The organism is Planktothricoides raciborskii GIHE-MW2 (assembly GCF_040564635.1).
Taxonomy (GTDB): Bacteria; Cyanobacteriota; Cyanobacteriia; order Cyanobacteriales; family Laspinemataceae; genus Planktothricoides; species Planktothricoides raciborskii.
The window spans coordinates 161,605-177,114 of record NZ_CP159837.1 but is presented as its reverse complement, the minus strand read 5'-3'; the positions used below and the strand labels follow the sequence as shown (position 1 = coordinate 177,114).

Annotated in this window: 12 protein-coding genes; 7 read left to right on the top strand and 5 right to left on the bottom strand. The window is 42.6% G+C overall.

Annotated elements, in window-relative coordinates:
• Positions 1–382: 382 nt before the first annotated feature.
• Complete coding sequence (locus tag ABWT76_RS00605; protein ID WP_354635480.1) at positions 383–2,860, bottom strand: tetratricopeptide repeat protein; 2,478 nt, start codon at positions 2,858–2,860, stop codon at positions 383–385.
• Between the two features lie 127 nt (positions 2,861–2,987).
• The gene (locus tag ABWT76_RS00600; RefSeq protein WP_354635479.1) at positions 2,988–4,340 is read right to left on the bottom strand and encodes an ATP-binding protein; all 1,353 of its coding nucleotides are present in this window, start codon (positions 4,338–4,340) and stop codon (positions 2,988–2,990) included.
• A gap of 417 nt (positions 4,341–4,757) precedes the next feature.
• On the opposite strand from ABWT76_RS00600, the gene ABWT76_RS00595 reads away from it, so the two are divergent.
• Together ABWT76_RS00595 and ABWT76_RS00590 are read left to right on the top strand one after the other, a co-directional pair.
• Positions 4,758–4,949 carry a type II toxin-antitoxin system prevent-host-death family antitoxin gene (locus ABWT76_RS00595; protein WP_354635478.1) on the top strand — a complete coding sequence of 64 codons (192 nt, stop codon included), beginning with the start codon at positions 4,758–4,760 and terminating at the stop codon, positions 4,947–4,949.
• A gap of 315 nt (positions 4,950–5,264) precedes the next feature.
• Positions 5,265–5,516 (top strand): hypothetical protein, encoded by a 252-nt coding sequence (locus ABWT76_RS00590; protein ID WP_354635477.1) that lies wholly within the window; start codon positions 5,265–5,267, stop codon positions 5,514–5,516.
• 571 nt (positions 5,517–6,087) lie between these two features.
• On the opposite strand, the gene ABWT76_RS00585 is transcribed toward ABWT76_RS00590, so the two are convergent.
• Positions 6,088–6,321: a Nif11-like leader peptide family natural product precursor gene (locus ABWT76_RS00585; RefSeq protein ID WP_054467820.1), complete on the bottom strand. Its 234-nt coding sequence runs from the start codon at positions 6,319–6,321 to the stop codon at positions 6,088–6,090.
• Positions 6,322–6,754: 433 nt separating this feature from the next.
• On the opposite strand from ABWT76_RS00585, the gene ahcY reads away from it, so the two are divergent.
• The 3 genes from ahcY (at position 6,755) to ABWT76_RS00570 (ending at position 9,566) form a co-directional block, all read left to right on the top strand.
• Entirely contained in the window at positions 6,755–8,032 is a 1,278-nt protein-coding gene (gene ahcY / locus ABWT76_RS00580) for an adenosylhomocysteinase (RefSeq protein WP_054467826.1), read from the top strand.
• A gap of 128 nt (positions 8,033–8,160) precedes the next feature.
• A complete protein-coding gene (locus tag ABWT76_RS00575; RefSeq protein ID WP_054467828.1) occupies positions 8,161–8,784 on the top strand; it encodes an exopolysaccharide biosynthesis protein in 624 nt (207 codons plus the stop codon).
• A 143-nt stretch (positions 8,785–8,927) separates the two neighbouring features.
• Positions 8,928–9,566 carry a DedA family protein gene (locus ABWT76_RS00570; protein ID WP_054467830.1) on the top strand — a complete coding sequence of 213 codons (639 nt, stop codon included), beginning with the start codon at positions 8,928–8,930 and terminating at the stop codon, positions 9,564–9,566.
• A 231-nt stretch (positions 9,567–9,797) separates the two neighbouring features.
• On the opposite strand, the gene ABWT76_RS00565 is transcribed toward ABWT76_RS00570, so the two are convergent.
• Together ABWT76_RS00565 and ABWT76_RS00560 are read right to left on the bottom strand one after the other, a co-directional pair.
• The gene (locus ABWT76_RS00565; protein WP_199317385.1) at positions 9,798–10,757 is read right to left on the bottom strand and encodes a copper resistance protein B; all 960 of its coding nucleotides are present in this window, start codon (positions 10,755–10,757) and stop codon (positions 9,798–9,800) included.
• Positions 10,758–12,566, bottom strand: coding sequence for a copper resistance system multicopper oxidase (locus ABWT76_RS00560; protein ID WP_190879001.1), 1,809 nt, complete (start codon positions 12,564–12,566; stop codon positions 10,758–10,760).
• A 354-nt stretch (positions 12,567–12,920) separates the two neighbouring features.
• On the opposite strand from ABWT76_RS00560, the gene ABWT76_RS00555 reads away from it, so the two are divergent.
• Together ABWT76_RS00555 and ABWT76_RS00550 are read left to right on the top strand one after the other, a co-directional pair.
• The gene (locus ABWT76_RS00555) at positions 12,921–13,862 is read left to right on the top strand and encodes an RnfABCDGE type electron transport complex subunit D (protein ID WP_354635476.1); all 942 of its coding nucleotides are present in this window, start codon (positions 12,921–12,923) and stop codon (positions 13,860–13,862) included.
• Positions 13,863–14,174: 312 nt separating this feature from the next.
• Positions 14,175–15,482: a DUF2330 domain-containing protein gene (locus tag ABWT76_RS00550; protein ID WP_354635475.1), complete on the top strand. Its 1,308-nt coding sequence runs from the start codon at positions 14,175–14,177 to the stop codon at positions 15,480–15,482.
• Positions 15,483–15,510: the final 28 nt, after the last annotated feature.

Below are 15,510 nucleotides of genomic sequence, written 5' to 3'. Positions count from 1 at the left end.
AATGCTTCGCCCTAAGTAGACGGGCAGAAATAAATGCACCACAGACCAGATCAGAAGAAAAACTGTCATTCCCGCGCAGGCGGGAATCCAAGGATTTACCCTGGGGAACGAAAAGTGCAATTAATTATGTTCACCTACTTAAATTAGGGCAAAGAATTTATTGGTCAACACCCAGAATGTCCCTGGGCAAAGCATTCGGACATATAATCAATTGTCAAAACCGAAAATTCTTGCCCGAATGCTTGGCCCCTACAGACTACAGACATTCTTTGTGTCCTCTGTGTCTCTGTGGTGAATCTTCCCGCTATGGGAAAATAAAATTGATTGGATAATTCACCACAGAGACACAGAGGACACAAAGAGGGATTTTGTCCGTAGAGAATTAATGATTTCCCATTAACAATGCCTGAAACCAGGCATCAGACCGAATCCGATCAAAATCTGCGTCATTTTGAGCCATTTCTCGATATTCTTCAGGACTTAATTCAATGGCTTTTTCTAGATTTTTAATTGCCAACTCAAGCTTCTCTTGCAAAGCATAAGCACAAGCTTTATTGTACCAAGCTTCATGCTTATCGGGTTTAATTTCTAGGGCTTTGTCGTAAGATTCTATGGCCTCACTGTAGCGTTGTAAATTACCCAAAGCAATGCCCCGGTTGTACCAATCTTCATGGAAATCGGGTTGAATTTCTAGGGCTTTGTCGTAAGATTCTATGGCCTCACTGTAGCGTTGTAAATTAAACAAAGCAATGCCCCGGTTGTACCAAGCTTCATAGTCATCGGGTAGAATTTCTAGGGCTTTGTCATAAGATTCTATGGCCTCACTGTAGCGTTGTAAATTACCCAAAGCAATGCCCCGGTTGTACCAAGCTTGATGGTAATCGGGTTGAATTTCTAGGGCTTTGTCGTAAGATTCTATGGCTTCACTGTAGCGTTGTAAATTACCCAAAGCAATGCCCCGGTTGTACCAAGCTTGATGGTAATCGGGTTGAATTTCTAGGGCTTTGTCGTAAGATTCTATGGCTTCACTGTAGCGTTGTAAATTACCCAAAGCAATGCCCCGGTTGTTCCAAGCTTGATGGTAATCGGGTTGAATTTCTAGGGCTTTGTCGTAAGATTCTATGGCCTCACTGTAGCGTTGTAAATTACCCAAAGCATAGCCCCGGTTGTGCCAAGATTCATGGAAATTGGGTTGAATTTCTAGGGCTTTGTCGTAAGATTCTATCGCCTCACTGTAGCGTTGTAAATTACCCAAAGCAATGCCCCGGTTGTACCAAGCTTGATGGTAATCGGGTTGAATTTCTAGGGCTTTCTCGTAAGATTCGATCGCCTCACTGTAGCGTTGTAATTCATCCAAAGCATTGCCCCGGTTGTTCCAAGCTTGATGTAAATCGGGTTGAATTTCTAGGGCTTTGTCGTAAGATTCTATGGCCTCACTGTAGCGTTGTAAATTATCCAAAGCATTGCCCCGGTTGTACCAAGCTTGATGGTAATCGGGTTGAATTTCTAGGGCTTTGTCGTAAGATTCGATCTCTTCACTGTAGCGTTGTAAATTATAAAAAGCATTGCCCCGGTTGTACCAAGCTTGATGGTCATCCGGTTGAATTTCTAGGGCTTTGTCGAAAGATTCTATTGCCTCACTGTAGCGTTGTAAATCATCCAAAGCAAGGCCCCTGTTGTACCAAGCTTCATGGTCATCAGGTTGAATTTCTAGGGCTTTATCGTAAGATTCTATGGCCTCACTGTAGCGTTGTAAATTAGCCAAAGCAAGGCCCCGGTTGTTCCAAGCTTGATGGTAATCGGGTTGAATTTCTAGGGCTTTCTCGTAAGATTCTATGGCTTCACTGTAGCGTTGTAATTTACCCAAAGCAATGCCCCGGTTGTGCCAAGCTGCCTGGTCATCGGGTTTAATTTGTAGGGCTTTGTCGTAAGATTCTATGGCTTCACTGTAGCGTTGTAAATTACCCAAAGCAATGCCCCGGTTGTGCCAAGCTTGATGGTAATCGGGTTGAATTTCTAGGGCTTTCTCGTAAGATTCTATGGCTTCACTGTAGCGTTGTAATTTACCCAAAGCAATGCCCCGGTTGTGCCAAGCTGCCTGGTCATCGGGTTTAATTTGTAGGGCTTTGTCGTAAGATTCGATCGCCTCACTGTAGCGGTCTTCCAGGTGAAGTAATAGGGCTTGTTGAAGAGATAAATTAGCTTGGTTTGGTAAAGGTAAAGACTGATGCTTGAGTTGGGCTTGGATATTTAAGATTTCTTGTTGTCGTGCTTGAGGCTTTAAACTGAATACCCAATTATATAAATTGGATGAAGTTTCTCTTAAATCCGCATCATCTGAAGATATCTGAAAACAGCCCGATCGCCAATCATAAAAATCGGGGCAGCGATGAATAAAATAGTCAATGGCAAACCGAGGCAGCAAAAAAACGAAGCAGAGGGGAAAATTATCTCTAAACTGTTCCCGTTGTTGGTTTAAGTGACTCAGAATTCGGGGCACTCCATGCCAACTATAAGAATAAATTTCCTCAGTATTCCAGCCTTCGGTTCTTTTTTCCGTTTCATAAGCTAATAAAGAATGTTCTAATCCCCGAATGAATAACACTTCTTGGTCTTGATACGCTTCCACCAAGGGATATAATTTATCTCGCGTTTCATCCAAAGACAAAACCGCTATTTTTTTCTGGGGTAATTCTTGTTTAACTTTCTCAATCACTTTTTGCCCTGCTTGGGGAGAACATTGGACAAATAGCAGCCGAAATCCTCGCGATCTTCTAATCGCGTTAATTAATGCTTGTGTTTCTTCTTCTGGGGTTGGGGGTGGTAAATTTTCTTCCCAATCGATGTTTTCAGGATTCATGGTTGTGAATTACATTAAATATGAACCACGGAGGCACAGAGAACACAGTGTATGGTGGGCAAATTTTATCAACCGGATAATTTTATCTCCTAATTATGGTTTATTGCCCACCCTACAAGATATAGTTTTACGATTTTTCCAACGCTGCCACTGCTGCTTTAAATTCGGGCAAATTTTTAATTAACGGGTGAACATCAGACCATCGTTGCAACTCTCCATCATTATCTAAATAACGATATTCCAACAAACAGCGATTAAATAATAAATTGCGGGTTTGGTCTTCGTTGATAATTTGCTTACTGCGGTGAACCTGGGCTAAAAGTTGCCATTCATCATGTTCCACAGTACGGCGATAAGTATCTCGCGCTTCGGTAATCGCCCGTTGGACTTCTTTCTTAGAAATCGGTAGCTGATGCGTGCGATTAATTGCTGCTTGAATTAATAGGAGTAAATTGCGAACATGACCGCCACTCATTAAACATAACCGTTGCACTACTTCGGCACTTTCAAAAATCTCGGTCGTCAAAACTTCTGATTCTAAAGCAGCTTTAGCCACTCTTTCGACTCGTTTAGTAATAATTTCCGTTAATTTATCCACCCCTGGTTGATGAGTTGTCTCATCAGGATTTTGCACCATAATCATCGGCAATACTTGGGGGTCGCTATAAATATCGCGTAAATCTGTTGACCGACGGGAATACACCAAAGAAATGGGCACCGTATAAACTAAATGGCAATCTAGCGATCGCAGTTGTTCGCTGCGGTCAATAAAAATTTCCTCATGGTTAGTCCGTCCATTGTCCTGGGGTATGAGAACCATCCGGTCTAAGTTATCCACAATCACCGCGAGTTTTTCACAGCCGTTGGGCAGGTTATTTTTCGCCTCGGCAATAAACTCATTTAATGCTTGAGTCAACGTGACCGTATAAGGATTTATTTTGTCGCGAATTTGGCGCCGTAGAGAAGGAACTGCCCGTAAATTAGCGGTGAGTTTGGCAAACTGGGCAATTTGTCCCTCCACCGATAAGGTTTCAAACTTGACCTCGGTGAGGGCTAAGTCTTTTAATTCTTGCCACCGACCCCGCAACCATTCTGTCAATGGATCTGGTCTAGCAATATCTTTCAGGTCTTCCAGAATATGGCGAGTACAAGCGAGTAAAATATCCGCATATTCGGCATCTTCCGGATCAATATCCGCTTCGTCGGCGGCAAAATATACTACTAAAAATTGATTTTGTTCCAAATATTGCTTGAGACGTAGCAGTTCCGTGGATTTCCCCGCCCCACGATGTCCCGCATAGAGTTGACAAGTCATGCGCTGCGATCGACGAATTTTATTACCCAATTCCTCTAAAATATCCCCATCCCCCCGGACTTCGCGACAGTCTACATATTGCGGGTCTCCCGGTGATAATGGATTAAAAGGTTCAAAGACGTTGTAGAGTTCGTCGAGAAATTTGGGGTCATGGAAACTGGACATCTCTTTGAGGCAAGTAGAGGAACGAATTTATTTTAGTTGATTTTAGCAATGAAATGACGATTCAAGAGATTGCAGCCAACCGGCGCGATCGCCCCAACCCCTCTTTTTAAGCTAATCTTGTAGGGGTTTTTGCCTGGATGGGAAAAATCGTTATTTTATGTAGGGGCTGTACGGAAAAGCGCCTGCAATGCTTGCGCCCTCTTGCGCCCTCTTGGGCCAGAAGTGGTTAGGGGCGCTTTTCCGAGACTGGGTGACGTGGACTATAGCAATCCTAAATCAATCGTGAAATAAGCCCTCACCCCTAACCGTCGGCGGCCCAGAAAGGGAGAGGGGATGGGGGTGAGGTATAAATCATTTAGGACTGCTATAGACGAGACGCTATATTAAAATAACGAGACTTTTATATGTTCAAAAAATATGAATAAACTAGATTTAACTCAGGCTCAAGAACGCTTTGGCGAACTCATTGCCCTGGTTGGTGACAATGGCGAGCAAATTTTAATTGAAAAATTCGGTCAACCTATAGCTGCAATTATTAGCTATGCCGACTTAAAGCGCTTACAAAATATTCAAGCGGATGCTAGGGATTCTGAAATGATTTCTAAATAAAAAAAATCACTGATTTGCGCGTATAAAAAACCGGCTTTATGCGTTAAGTTGACTTCTCCAGCAAACTCTTACAGCGGTTTTTTATTAAATCTACCACAATAATTTGTAGGGGCGAAGCATGACCGCAGACAAATTATTGCTGAAAATATTAATATAAATACGGTCATGCTTCGCCCGATCGTGGTTTAGTAATCTGAAAACCGCTGTAATTAATAAACCCGTTTTTTTAGGGTTTTAGGGCAATACACGCTAACCATAAAACCGATCTAAATTATATCATAAAAATAACCAGGCAAAATTCAGGAGATGACGGCAATGAGTCCTTTACTCGAAGCAATCTTAAAACAAGTAGAACAGCTTTCTAATGATGAGCGGTTGGAGTTAATTCAACAGGTGGCAGAACAGATGAAGTCTGCCCCCGCAGAACCGAAGCGGAAACATAAAATTAGTGAGTTTCGGGGGATGGTGCAGTATCCCTTTTTCGGAGAAGATGCCCAGGAATGGGTGACACGAACTCGGCGTGAAGGAGATGAACATCGGGAAAAATTACTCCGAGGAGAAGAATGAGAATTAACCAAGCTTTATTAGGGGTATCGCGGCTATTTTTGGATACAGCACCCGTTGTCTATTTCGTGGAGGAAAACCCATATTTTTTACCTCTGGTTAGCCCGATTTTTACCCAGATTGAAAATGGTTTTTTGATTGGGGTTGCCAGTCCCGTAACTTTGGCTGAATGCCTGGTTATGCCTTGAGGCTAAATTTTAAAATTAGATGCGTATAATATTTGAAAAATAGGAAGCTAAAAAGCTAATTTTTTATACCTAAAATAAATTTATATTCTAAAAATAGGTTTTGCTTTCAAGATTAATATATCAAAAAAAATATCCTGAAAAAAACCGATATTTTTGGTTATTTTGAAGCCTGCCCCCGTGAAGACGGTGGTGGGTATCAGTTGCCCGTAATTCAGGCAAATATTGCCCGATCGCTCACGGCTTCACTGCTGTAATATGAGCGATCGCCGTTTCCTAAAAAAGTTTTACAAGCTGATAGCTAACTGCTGACGCAGATCGGCAAAGCAATCATTTATCGGGCATTTATCGGGCATTTATCGGGCATTTATCGGGCATTTATCGGGCATTTATCGGGGTAACAGGTGGTGTCTGGGGCCAACACCAGGATTTTGCAAAGAAGCTAATTCTTCTTCTGATAAATGACTGAGTTCGCTCTTAATTTCTTCTTCCGTATAATGATAGCCGCGCTGTTCAGCCATTTCTATAAAAGCCTGGATGTTTTCTGCCGCTTCTTTTTGTTCGCTTAACGCTTGTTGTTCTTGCACGGCTGTATATAATTTAGCAGCATTTGTTTGTTCCATGATCGATCCTTTAGTTGTGATGAGTTTTTTTAACCGAAAGCTTTTCTTCTACCACAGGGATCTGAGGAGAACTCCAGTCCTTGAACTAGATCCCCGAAGAAGAGCGATCGCTTCTCTGGTTTTTGGCGATCGAGCCATCGCTGTCGATCATAAATCTTTAAAAGTTATTGCCAACCTAATTTTTACGAAATTTAACAAAAAATAGTTATTGGTTATTTGTTATTGGTTATTTGTTGTTCGTTATTTGAAGCAATTAATAATTAATAATTATTAATTATTAATGCGGGTCGCCGCCAAAAAGCGGAGAATCAGTTGCATAAAATATAACAGATACGCAACAGAATATAATTAACAACAAAACAAGATTCTGATTTAATGAATTAAACTAGAAAGGTTGACTAATTAAATTTCAGTTGTAAAGGACAACCAATCGATGATCGCAACCGCAACGAAATTAAACCACGAAGTTAAAGACCTTTCCTTGGCGCCTCTGGGGAAACAGCGGATTTCTTGGGCAGGCAGGGAAATGCCTGTTCTTAAACTGATTAAAGAACGTTTTGCCCAAGAAAAGCCTTTTGCCGGTATCCGCTTAGTGGCTTGTTGCCATGTCACCACGGAAACCGCTAATTTAGCGATCGCCCTCAAAGCCGGTGGTGCTGATGCCGTCCTCATTGCCAGCAACCCCCTGAGCACCCAAGATGACGTAGCCGCCAGCTTAGTGGTAGATGAAGGGATTCCCGTATTTGCGATCAAAGGGGAAGATAACGCCACCTATCACCGTCACGTGCATATCGCCCTGGATCACAAACCCAACATTATTATTGATGATGGCAGTGACGTGACCGCTACCTTGATCCAAGAACGGCAACATCAAATCGCGGATCTGATCGGCACCACGGAAGAAACTACTACCGGGATCGTCCGTTTACAAGCCATGTTCAAAGACGGGGTGCTTTCTTTCCCGGCGATGAACGTGAATGATGCGGACACCAAGCATTTCTTTGATAATCGTTACGGTACAGGTCAGTCTACTCTCGATGGAATTATCCGGGCAACCAATATCCTCCTGGCGGGTAAAACTATCGTCGTGGTCGGATATGGTTGGTGTGGTAAAGGCACCGCTATGCGGGCTAAAGGCATGGGCGCCAATGTGATTGTCACGGAAATCAATCCGGTGAAGGCGATCGAAGCAGCGATGGACGGTTTCCAAGTGATGCCAATGGCCGAAGCCGCCACTTATGGGGATATGTTCATCACTGTCACCGGCAACAAGCACGTGATTCGTGGCGAACATTTCGACGTGATGAAAGATGGGGCGATCGTTTGCAACTCTGGTCACTTTGACATTGAAATTGACCTAGAAGCGTTGAAAGGCAAGTCCTCTGAAGTGCGGACGGTGCGTCCTTTCACCGAAGAATATGTGCTGAAATCCGGTAAATCCATCGTCGTCTTAGGGGAAGGTCGCTTGATTAACTTGGCCGCCGCCGAAGGCCACCCCAGCGCCGTGATGGATATGAGTTTTGCTAACCAAGCCTTAGCTTGCGAATATCTGGTGAAGAACAAGGGCAAGTTAGAACCGGGTTTGCACTCCATTCCTACAGAATTGGATCAAGAAATCGCCAGTCTGAAGTTGAAGGCAATGGGCATTACCATTGATACTTTGACCCCTGAACAGATTTCTTATATGAACTCCTGGACTGCTGGCACCTAAGAAACGCCGCCAGAAATAAACAATGGGTGGGCGATCGCTCACCCATTGTTTATATTACTGATGTTTGCCTGAAAATGCCTGAAAATGCCTTAAACTTTTACCTTTAAACTTTTAGGTTTCTGTCACCTGTGGCTAAACTTTCCACTGAATTACAACGGTATTTTTTTGAAGAAGAGCGATCGCCCCAAGTCACCCTCGCAGATATTTTGCAGCTTGCTGGGGAAAGAACTTTTGGGTTTTTGTTTGTGCTGCTGTCTTTGCCTTCTGCATTGCCACTCCCTGCCGCCGGTTATTCCACTCCCTTTGGATTAGTGCTATTTTTACTGGCCGTACAATTAATCAGCGGTCGCAAATCCCCTTGGCTGCCGAACAAAATTATGCTTCGTTCCTTGGATCTCAAGACCGTACAAGGTTTTGTCAAAGCAGGAATGCCTTGGTTGCAAAAACTTGAGATCATTTGTCGTCCTCGATTAACTTTTATTTGCAAGGGGTTAAGCGGGCGAATTATCATGGGTTTGGGAATTTCCCTCATGGCCATTTCCATGATGATACCCATCCCCGGCACCAACACCCTACCAGCAATGGGAATATTTCTCACCGGCTTTGGCCTCATGGATGACGATGGCGCTATTACCCTGGCAGGTTTAGTCGTTTGTCTGATGGGACTGACTCTGACTTCCTCGATCCTGTTTGCCCTTTGGTTTGGTGGATCCAGTCTGCTCGACATCATTAAAGCATGGCTGGGCAGATAATCACCCATCACTTTTAGCTAACAGCTATCAGGTATCAGATACTATGCTCGGTAGAGACGCAATTGAATTATATAGAAACGGGATAAACAGGAAATTTTGCGTCTCTACAACCAGCCCCAATTAATTACCAGGGAAACCCAATTATGCTATCTGAACTAGGAGATTTAATCCGTCTTTTAAGTGACTTGCCAGCAGTGATTAAAACCTTTGGCTTGTTCGGAGTTTGGACGATTGTTTTTGTCGAAACCGGATTATTTTTTGGGGTATTATTGCCTGGAAATAGTATGTTATTTACCGCTGGGGTTTTTGCCTCCCAAGGGTTATTTAATATTGGCGTCCTGACAATGGGAGTATTTGTTTGTGCGGTACTGGGGAATAATGTGGGATATGCCACGGGTCATCGCTTTGGTCGCCGCTTATTTACCAAAGAGGATTCTTGGTTTTTTCATAAAAAGCATTTAATCACCGCCCATAACTTCTATGAAAGGCACGGCAAACAAACTATTTTAATGGCCAGATTTCTGCCCATTATTAGGACTTTTGGCTGTATTGTCGCGGGCATTGCGGAAATGAACTACCGGACGTTTTTAATTTATAACGTGGGTGGGGGAGTCGTTTGGGGCTTTGGAATGCCGTTACTCGGATATTCTTTAGGAAATTTAATTGGTGAAGATATCGATAAATATTTATTGCCGATTATTTTATTAATTATCACCACATCTTGTAGCACTTCTTTATTTCATTTATATAAAGAACATCGCCGTAATAAATCTAATTATTAAATATATTATTTTTTTATAAAAAAACCTAGATTTATATTGATTTAAATTAAGGTTGATACAATTATCAGGAGGCGCAATGCTTGCGCCACTACATATGCCAAACCACCAGATGCTTGTAGGGGCGGGAAAGCGAACCGCCCCTACGTCTAACGCCAGGAAATTATTAGATCAAGAAAACAGAAAGTCAGCTAATAACATTTTATTAATCACATTTCATTAATCACATTTTATTTAAAACATTAACCGCAGTCCCCCAACTACAGCAAAATTATCCACCGCCTCCCCTTCTTCTTTGGCAAAATCCGCTGTTTTGCCAAATTTGCGCGTCCAGTTAATGCCCATATACGGCGCCAACTCCCGATTAATTTCATAGCGCAAGCGTAAGCCCAATTCCAGGTCATTAATTCCTGAACCGACCCCAAACTCTTCTACGTCTTGAATTGCCAAATGAGTTTCTAATTTTGGTTCTAAAATTAACCGTTGGGAAAGAAGCAATTGTTTTTCGGCGGATAATTTCGCGGAAATATCCCCTTTGTGACTAATAAAAATAGCGGCATCGGTTTCAACCATATAAGGCAGCATTCCTTGGACTCCAACCACGCCAAAAGCACGTCCTTTGGAAGTATCGCCATACAATTGCTGATAGGCTAAACCCACTTGTCCATCAAAAAAGGGGGTGATTAATTGACCGTAAAGCAGTTGAAGTTCAGCTTCACCATTGCCATCTTCTAAACCGACTTCTCCTTCGGTTTTAATCCACAGTCTTTCATAGTCTCCACCCACCCAACTGACCGCATCCCAATTTAATGAATCTTCCCCTTCATTGGCTCGATATTCCAATTGCTCAAGCAATATTAACGAATAGGTGTGATTATCATGGATGGGTTCGGGCCAATCATGTTCTCCTGAGTGATGATCTGAGTGATGATTAGAGTTATGATCGGAGTGATTATTAGAGTGATGATATGAGTTATGATCTGAGTGATGATCTGAGTGATCGTGGGACTGGGAAAACTGCCACTCCGTTGACTCCAATGACTCTAAAGTTGGATAAAAATTATCCAATTCTTTAGCTGGTTCACCGTAACTTGACAGAGGATAAGCCAAAATATTGGCTAAAGTTAAAGTGCCGGTTATGCCGATTAGATTTAAGATTACATTCAAACAAATACTGATTTGTTTTCCCTTCACTTAGCCTACCTCCGCCGCACGGTCAACAACTGCGATCGTTCTAAACATTCCCATTTCCATGTGATACATTAGATGGCAGTGAAATGCCCATTTTCCTCGCGCATCCACATTCACTTCCACAGACATTTTTTCCGCAGGTTTAACAATCACCGTATGTTTGCGAGGCTTATATTCTCCCGCCCCATTATCTAATTCCATCCACATTCCATGTAAATGAATCGGATGCTCCATCATTGTTTGATTTACAAAGGTTAAACGGAGTCGTTCCCCGTAATAAAAAGTAATTTCTTTTTCTTCTGAATATTTTTTGCCATTAAATGACCACATATACCGTTCCATATTCCCGGTCAAATGTAGCTCAATTTCTCGTTCCGGCTTGCGTTGGTCTTCACGGGGCGCTACGCTGCGGAGGTCAGTATAAACTAATACGCGAGTTCCGGTATTTTCTAAGCCAATTCCCGGCTCATTCAACCGATTTTTTACCATCATTGGTGTACCAGCTTGACCCCGACCATGATTCCTGGATTCATTTATTTGCCAGTCAAAATTGGGCATATCTTCGCTAGACATATCATGTCCCGAATGTTCGCTATGACTGGACATATCATGTCCCGAATGTCCCGAATGTTCGCTATGACTGGACATATCATGTCCCGAATGTCCCGAATGTCCCGAATGTTCGGAATTTCCAGACATATTATGTCCCGAATGTTCGGAATGTTCGGAATGATCCATTCCCATATCTGCCATTGTTCTCAGAGGACGTTCGCGGCGATCGGGAATGGCTGCACTCAACCCTTGACGAATGGCTAAAGTTCCGCGAGCATAACCACTGCGATCCATTGTTTCAGCAAAAATAGTGTAGGCTTGCTCATCTTGGGGTTCAACAATTACATCATAAGTTTCTGCTACACCAATACGAAACTCATCTACGGTGACAGGTTGGACATTTTGACCATCTCCTTGGATGACCGTCATTTTTAAACCAGGAATGCGAATGTCAAAAAAGGTCATCGCTGAAGCATTAATAAATCTGAGTCGCACTTTTTCACCGGGTTTAAATAGTCCTGTCCAGTTTGATTCGGGTGCTAAACCATTCATTAAATAGGTATAGGTTGCACCTGTAACATCCGCAATATCTGTCGGATCCATTCGCATTTGTCGCCAATGGATATCTTCAAAGAAAGTGCTAACAGTTCGTCTTTGATAGTTGTAGTAAGCCCCCATTTTTTTCAGATTTTTCATAATCTGATGGGGATTTTCAAAAGTCCAATCTGAGATCAGAATTACATAGTCGCGATTGCACGCAAAAGGGTCTGGTTGAATCGGATCAATAATAATCGCCCCGTAGTGACCCAGTTGTTCTTGCATTCCGCTGTGACTGTGATACCAATATGTCCCACTTTGATTAATTGGAAATTGATAAGTAAAAGTTTGTCCTGGTTTAATTCCCGCAAAGCTAATCCCTGGCACCCCATCCATATTTGCTGGGAGGATAATACCGTGCCAGTGAATTGAAGTGTCTTCTTTTAGATTATTGGTGACTTTAATGGTGGCGGTTTGTCCTTCTTTCCAGCGGATAATTGGTGCGGGTAATACGTTATTAACCGTTACCGCTGTCCCGGTTTTTCTGCCAATGGTGAAGGGTGTTTCTTGAATAAAAAGTTCAATCAGATCAGGATATTCATGGGTTGCGGATGATGGCTGAATATCACCGGGTTGTTGCCCATATACAGGAATCAGTTGTTTGCATCCTAATGCCATGCCCAACCCAGTAGTAAAATAAAGGAATTTACGTCTGTTGATCATATTTGATGAGTGACTATTGAGAATAACTGGTATTTATAGCAATTTTTGGAGTTATGAATTACAAAAAAAACCTGTCATTCCCGCGCGGGAATCCAGAAAACCTCTGTACTTCATCCAATAAAAACCGCTATAACGATGATTGGTGACTGGTTAGGGTTTGGATGTGCCAGATATTATCTATGGTGCCATCCAAATATGAAATCAGGATGAAATGGGTAATGGATTCAATTTGTTCTTGATGATTTTGACGAGGATTGGGACAAATGGTGATTCATGTAACATTTTTGTTACAAAGGAACCGTTGGAGGTCTGAGTCAATCTGTAATCAAAAATTACCCCGATGACAATTAAATTATGATTTTCAAAGATGCCCGAGATTATCAAATTCTGTTTCTATCGTTATTTTTGGTTTTAGGCATTGGAACGCGAGACTGGACGATTCGACCTGAGTTTATTTTGGTGGCGATCGCCACTTGCTTGGCTACTCAGTTAGTCATGGGTTATGGGTCATTTTTTCTGGCGCAAAAGTCATGGATTCCCGCATTCGCGGGAATGACAGGTCGATTCGCGGGAATGACAGGTCTTGACTCTACAAATCATCAATCTGGGAAACGCTATAACCACTTTACTGATAATTTCTCAGTGTTAGCCTCCCTGAAAAGTGCGCTAATCACGGGTTTAGGCTTATCTTTGCTGTTACGGGCAGACAATTACACTACAATTGCGATCGCGGCTTTTTTGGCTATTGCCAGTAAATTTATTTTCCAATTCAATCACAAGCATTTTTTTAATCCCGCTAATTTTGGCATTATTGCCGCATTGCTGTTAACCAAAGATGCTTGGGTTTCTCCCGGACAATGGGGAGAAGATTGGTGGTATTTATTCTTATTTGTCGGTGCCGGAGGACTGGTCTTAAAACGGGTGGGACGCTGGGACACTACGGCAACTTTCCTGGGAGTTTATGCCCTGTTAGAAGTGGGGCGCAATTTTTGGTTAGGCTGGACTCTTGATGTGCTGTGTCATCGCTTAATGAGCGGATCATTATTATTGTTTGCTCTGTTTATGATCACCGATCCGCGCTCAATTCCGAATGCTCGAATTAGTCGGATTATCTGGGCGGTGAGTCTTGCGATATTAACTTTTGTTTTGAGAAATTACTTTTTCATGTCTGATGCTGTATTTTGGGCATTGTTTACCCTGTCTCCGTTAACGCTTGTGTTAGATTATCTGTGGAATGCTCCGCGATTTAATTGGTGGAAAATTAGGCATAGCCCGATGGGAGAAATTTACTCGTAAGGGCGAAGCATTCGGGGCGGAAATTATCGGTTGGGAGAAATCAATTATTCGCCCGAATGCTTAGGGCGAAGCATTCGGGGCGGAAATTATCGGTTGGGAGAAATCAATTATTCGCCCGAATGCTTAGGGCGAAGCATTCGGGGCGGAAATTATCGGTTGGGAGAAATCAATTATTCGCCCGAATGCTTAGGGCGAAGCATTCGGGGCGGAAATTATCGGTTGGGAGAAATCAATTATTCGCCCGAATGCTTCGCCCCTACCAAATTATACCAAATTATAATTGTGAAGATGAGTTTAGGATCAAGAGGATTTATGAAATTACTCAGGAATTTTATCGGGTTAATCTTAGTAGCGATCGCTCTTTTTGCTTGGGCGAATCCTGCCCAGGCATTTTGTGGCTTTTATGTGGCCAAAGCGGATACTAAACTGTATAACCAAGCCTCGCAAGTGATTATTACCAGAGATGGCGATCGCAACATTCTGACAATGGCCAATGACTATCAAGGAGAAGTCAAAGACTTTGCCCTAGTTGTGCCAGTTCCAGTAGTATTAAAACCGGAACAAGTCAATGTTGGTAATCCCGCAATTATTGAAAGACTTGATGGGTTTAGTGCGCCACGATTAGTGGAATATTTTGACTCAGATCCTTGCATGAGGTATCTCGAAGAAGATATATTACGGGCTCCTTCAGGGGGGATATCTCAAGCAGAAAGTAGATATAGAGAAGACGCTTTAGGAGTCACCATCGAAGCCCAATTTACTGCGGGAGAATATGACATTTTAATTCTGAGCGCCACTGAATCTAATGGATTAGAAACTTGGTTACGACAAAATGGGTATCAATTGCCCCAAGGTGCCGCACAATTACTGCAACCTTATATTCGGCAAAATATGAAATTCTTTGTCGCCAAAGTCAATTTAGAAGAATTTGCCCAATCCGGTTATAAACTACTGCGACCCTTGCAAATTGCTTATGAATCTTCTCGATTCATGTTGCCAATTCGTCTAGGGATGATGAATGCCACCAGTGAGCAAGATTTAATCATTTATGTTCTGTCCCCACGGGGGCAAGCCGAGGTGACAAACTATCGGACTGTGAAGATTCCTTCTGATGCAGAAATTCCTCTATTTGTCAAAAATGAATTTGGCGAATTTTATCAGGATATGTTTCAAACTGCTTATCAGCGGGAAGACAGAAAAGTAGCCTTTTTGGAATATGCTTGGGACATGGCCAGTTGTGACCCTTGTTCTGCCGATCCGCTGAGTCCAGAAGAACTCCGGCAAGCGGGAGTATTTTGGCTGGACAATCCCAACCAAAGCAATGTATTTATCAGCCGAATTCATGTGCGGTATAGTCGCAATAAGTTTCCCGAAGATTTGATGTTTCAGGAAACCGGAAATCAAGAATGGTTCCAAGGTCGTTATATTCTGCGTCATCCTTTTACGGGAAAAGCGGAATGTCAGGAAGCACGAGAATATCAACGCTATTTACCCCAACGGTATGAACAAGAGGCGCAAACTTTAGCCCAGTTGACCAATTGGGATATTAATGAAATCCGCGAAAAAATGGATATTCCCAAAAATTCAGACTCCTGGTGGAGAAAAGTTTGGCCGTTTTAATGTTATAGGTTATTTGTGATTCGTTATT

What these genes read in the sequence shown, in the direction of transcription:
- ahcY (WP_054467826.1), top strand. Translation starts at nt 6,755, where the DNA reads ATGATCGCAACCGCAACGAAATTAAACCACGAAGTTAAAGACCTTTCC.
- ABWT76_RS00595 (WP_354635478.1), top strand. Translation starts at nt 4,758, where the DNA reads ATGAATAAACTAGATTTAACTCAGGCTCAAGAACGCTTTGGCGAACTC.
- ABWT76_RS00560 (WP_190879001.1), bottom strand. Translation starts at nt 12,566, where the DNA reads ATGATCAACAGACGTAAATTCCTTTATTTTACTACTGGGTTGGGCATG.
- ABWT76_RS00550 (WP_354635475.1), top strand. Translation starts at nt 14,175, where the DNA reads ATGAAATTACTCAGGAATTTTATCGGGTTAATCTTAGTAGCGATCGCT.
- ABWT76_RS00605 (WP_354635480.1), bottom strand. Translation starts at nt 2,860, where the DNA reads ATGAATCCTGAAAACATCGATTGGGAAGAAAATTTACCACCCCCAACC.
- ABWT76_RS00570 (WP_054467830.1), top strand. Translation starts at nt 8,928, where the DNA reads ATGCTATCTGAACTAGGAGATTTAATCCGTCTTTTAAGTGACTTGCCA.
- ABWT76_RS00600 (WP_354635479.1), bottom strand. Translation starts at nt 4,340, where the DNA reads ATGTCCAGTTTCCATGACCCCAAATTTCTCGACGAACTCTACAACGTC.
- ABWT76_RS00585 (WP_054467820.1), bottom strand. Translation starts at nt 6,321, where the DNA reads ATGGAACAAACAAATGCTGCTAAATTATATACAGCCGTGCAAGAACAA.
- ABWT76_RS00555 (WP_354635476.1), top strand. Translation starts at nt 12,921, where the DNA reads ATGATTTTCAAAGATGCCCGAGATTATCAAATTCTGTTTCTATCGTTA.
- ABWT76_RS00590 (WP_354635477.1), top strand. Translation starts at nt 5,265, where the DNA reads ATGAGTCCTTTACTCGAAGCAATCTTAAAACAAGTAGAACAGCTTTCT.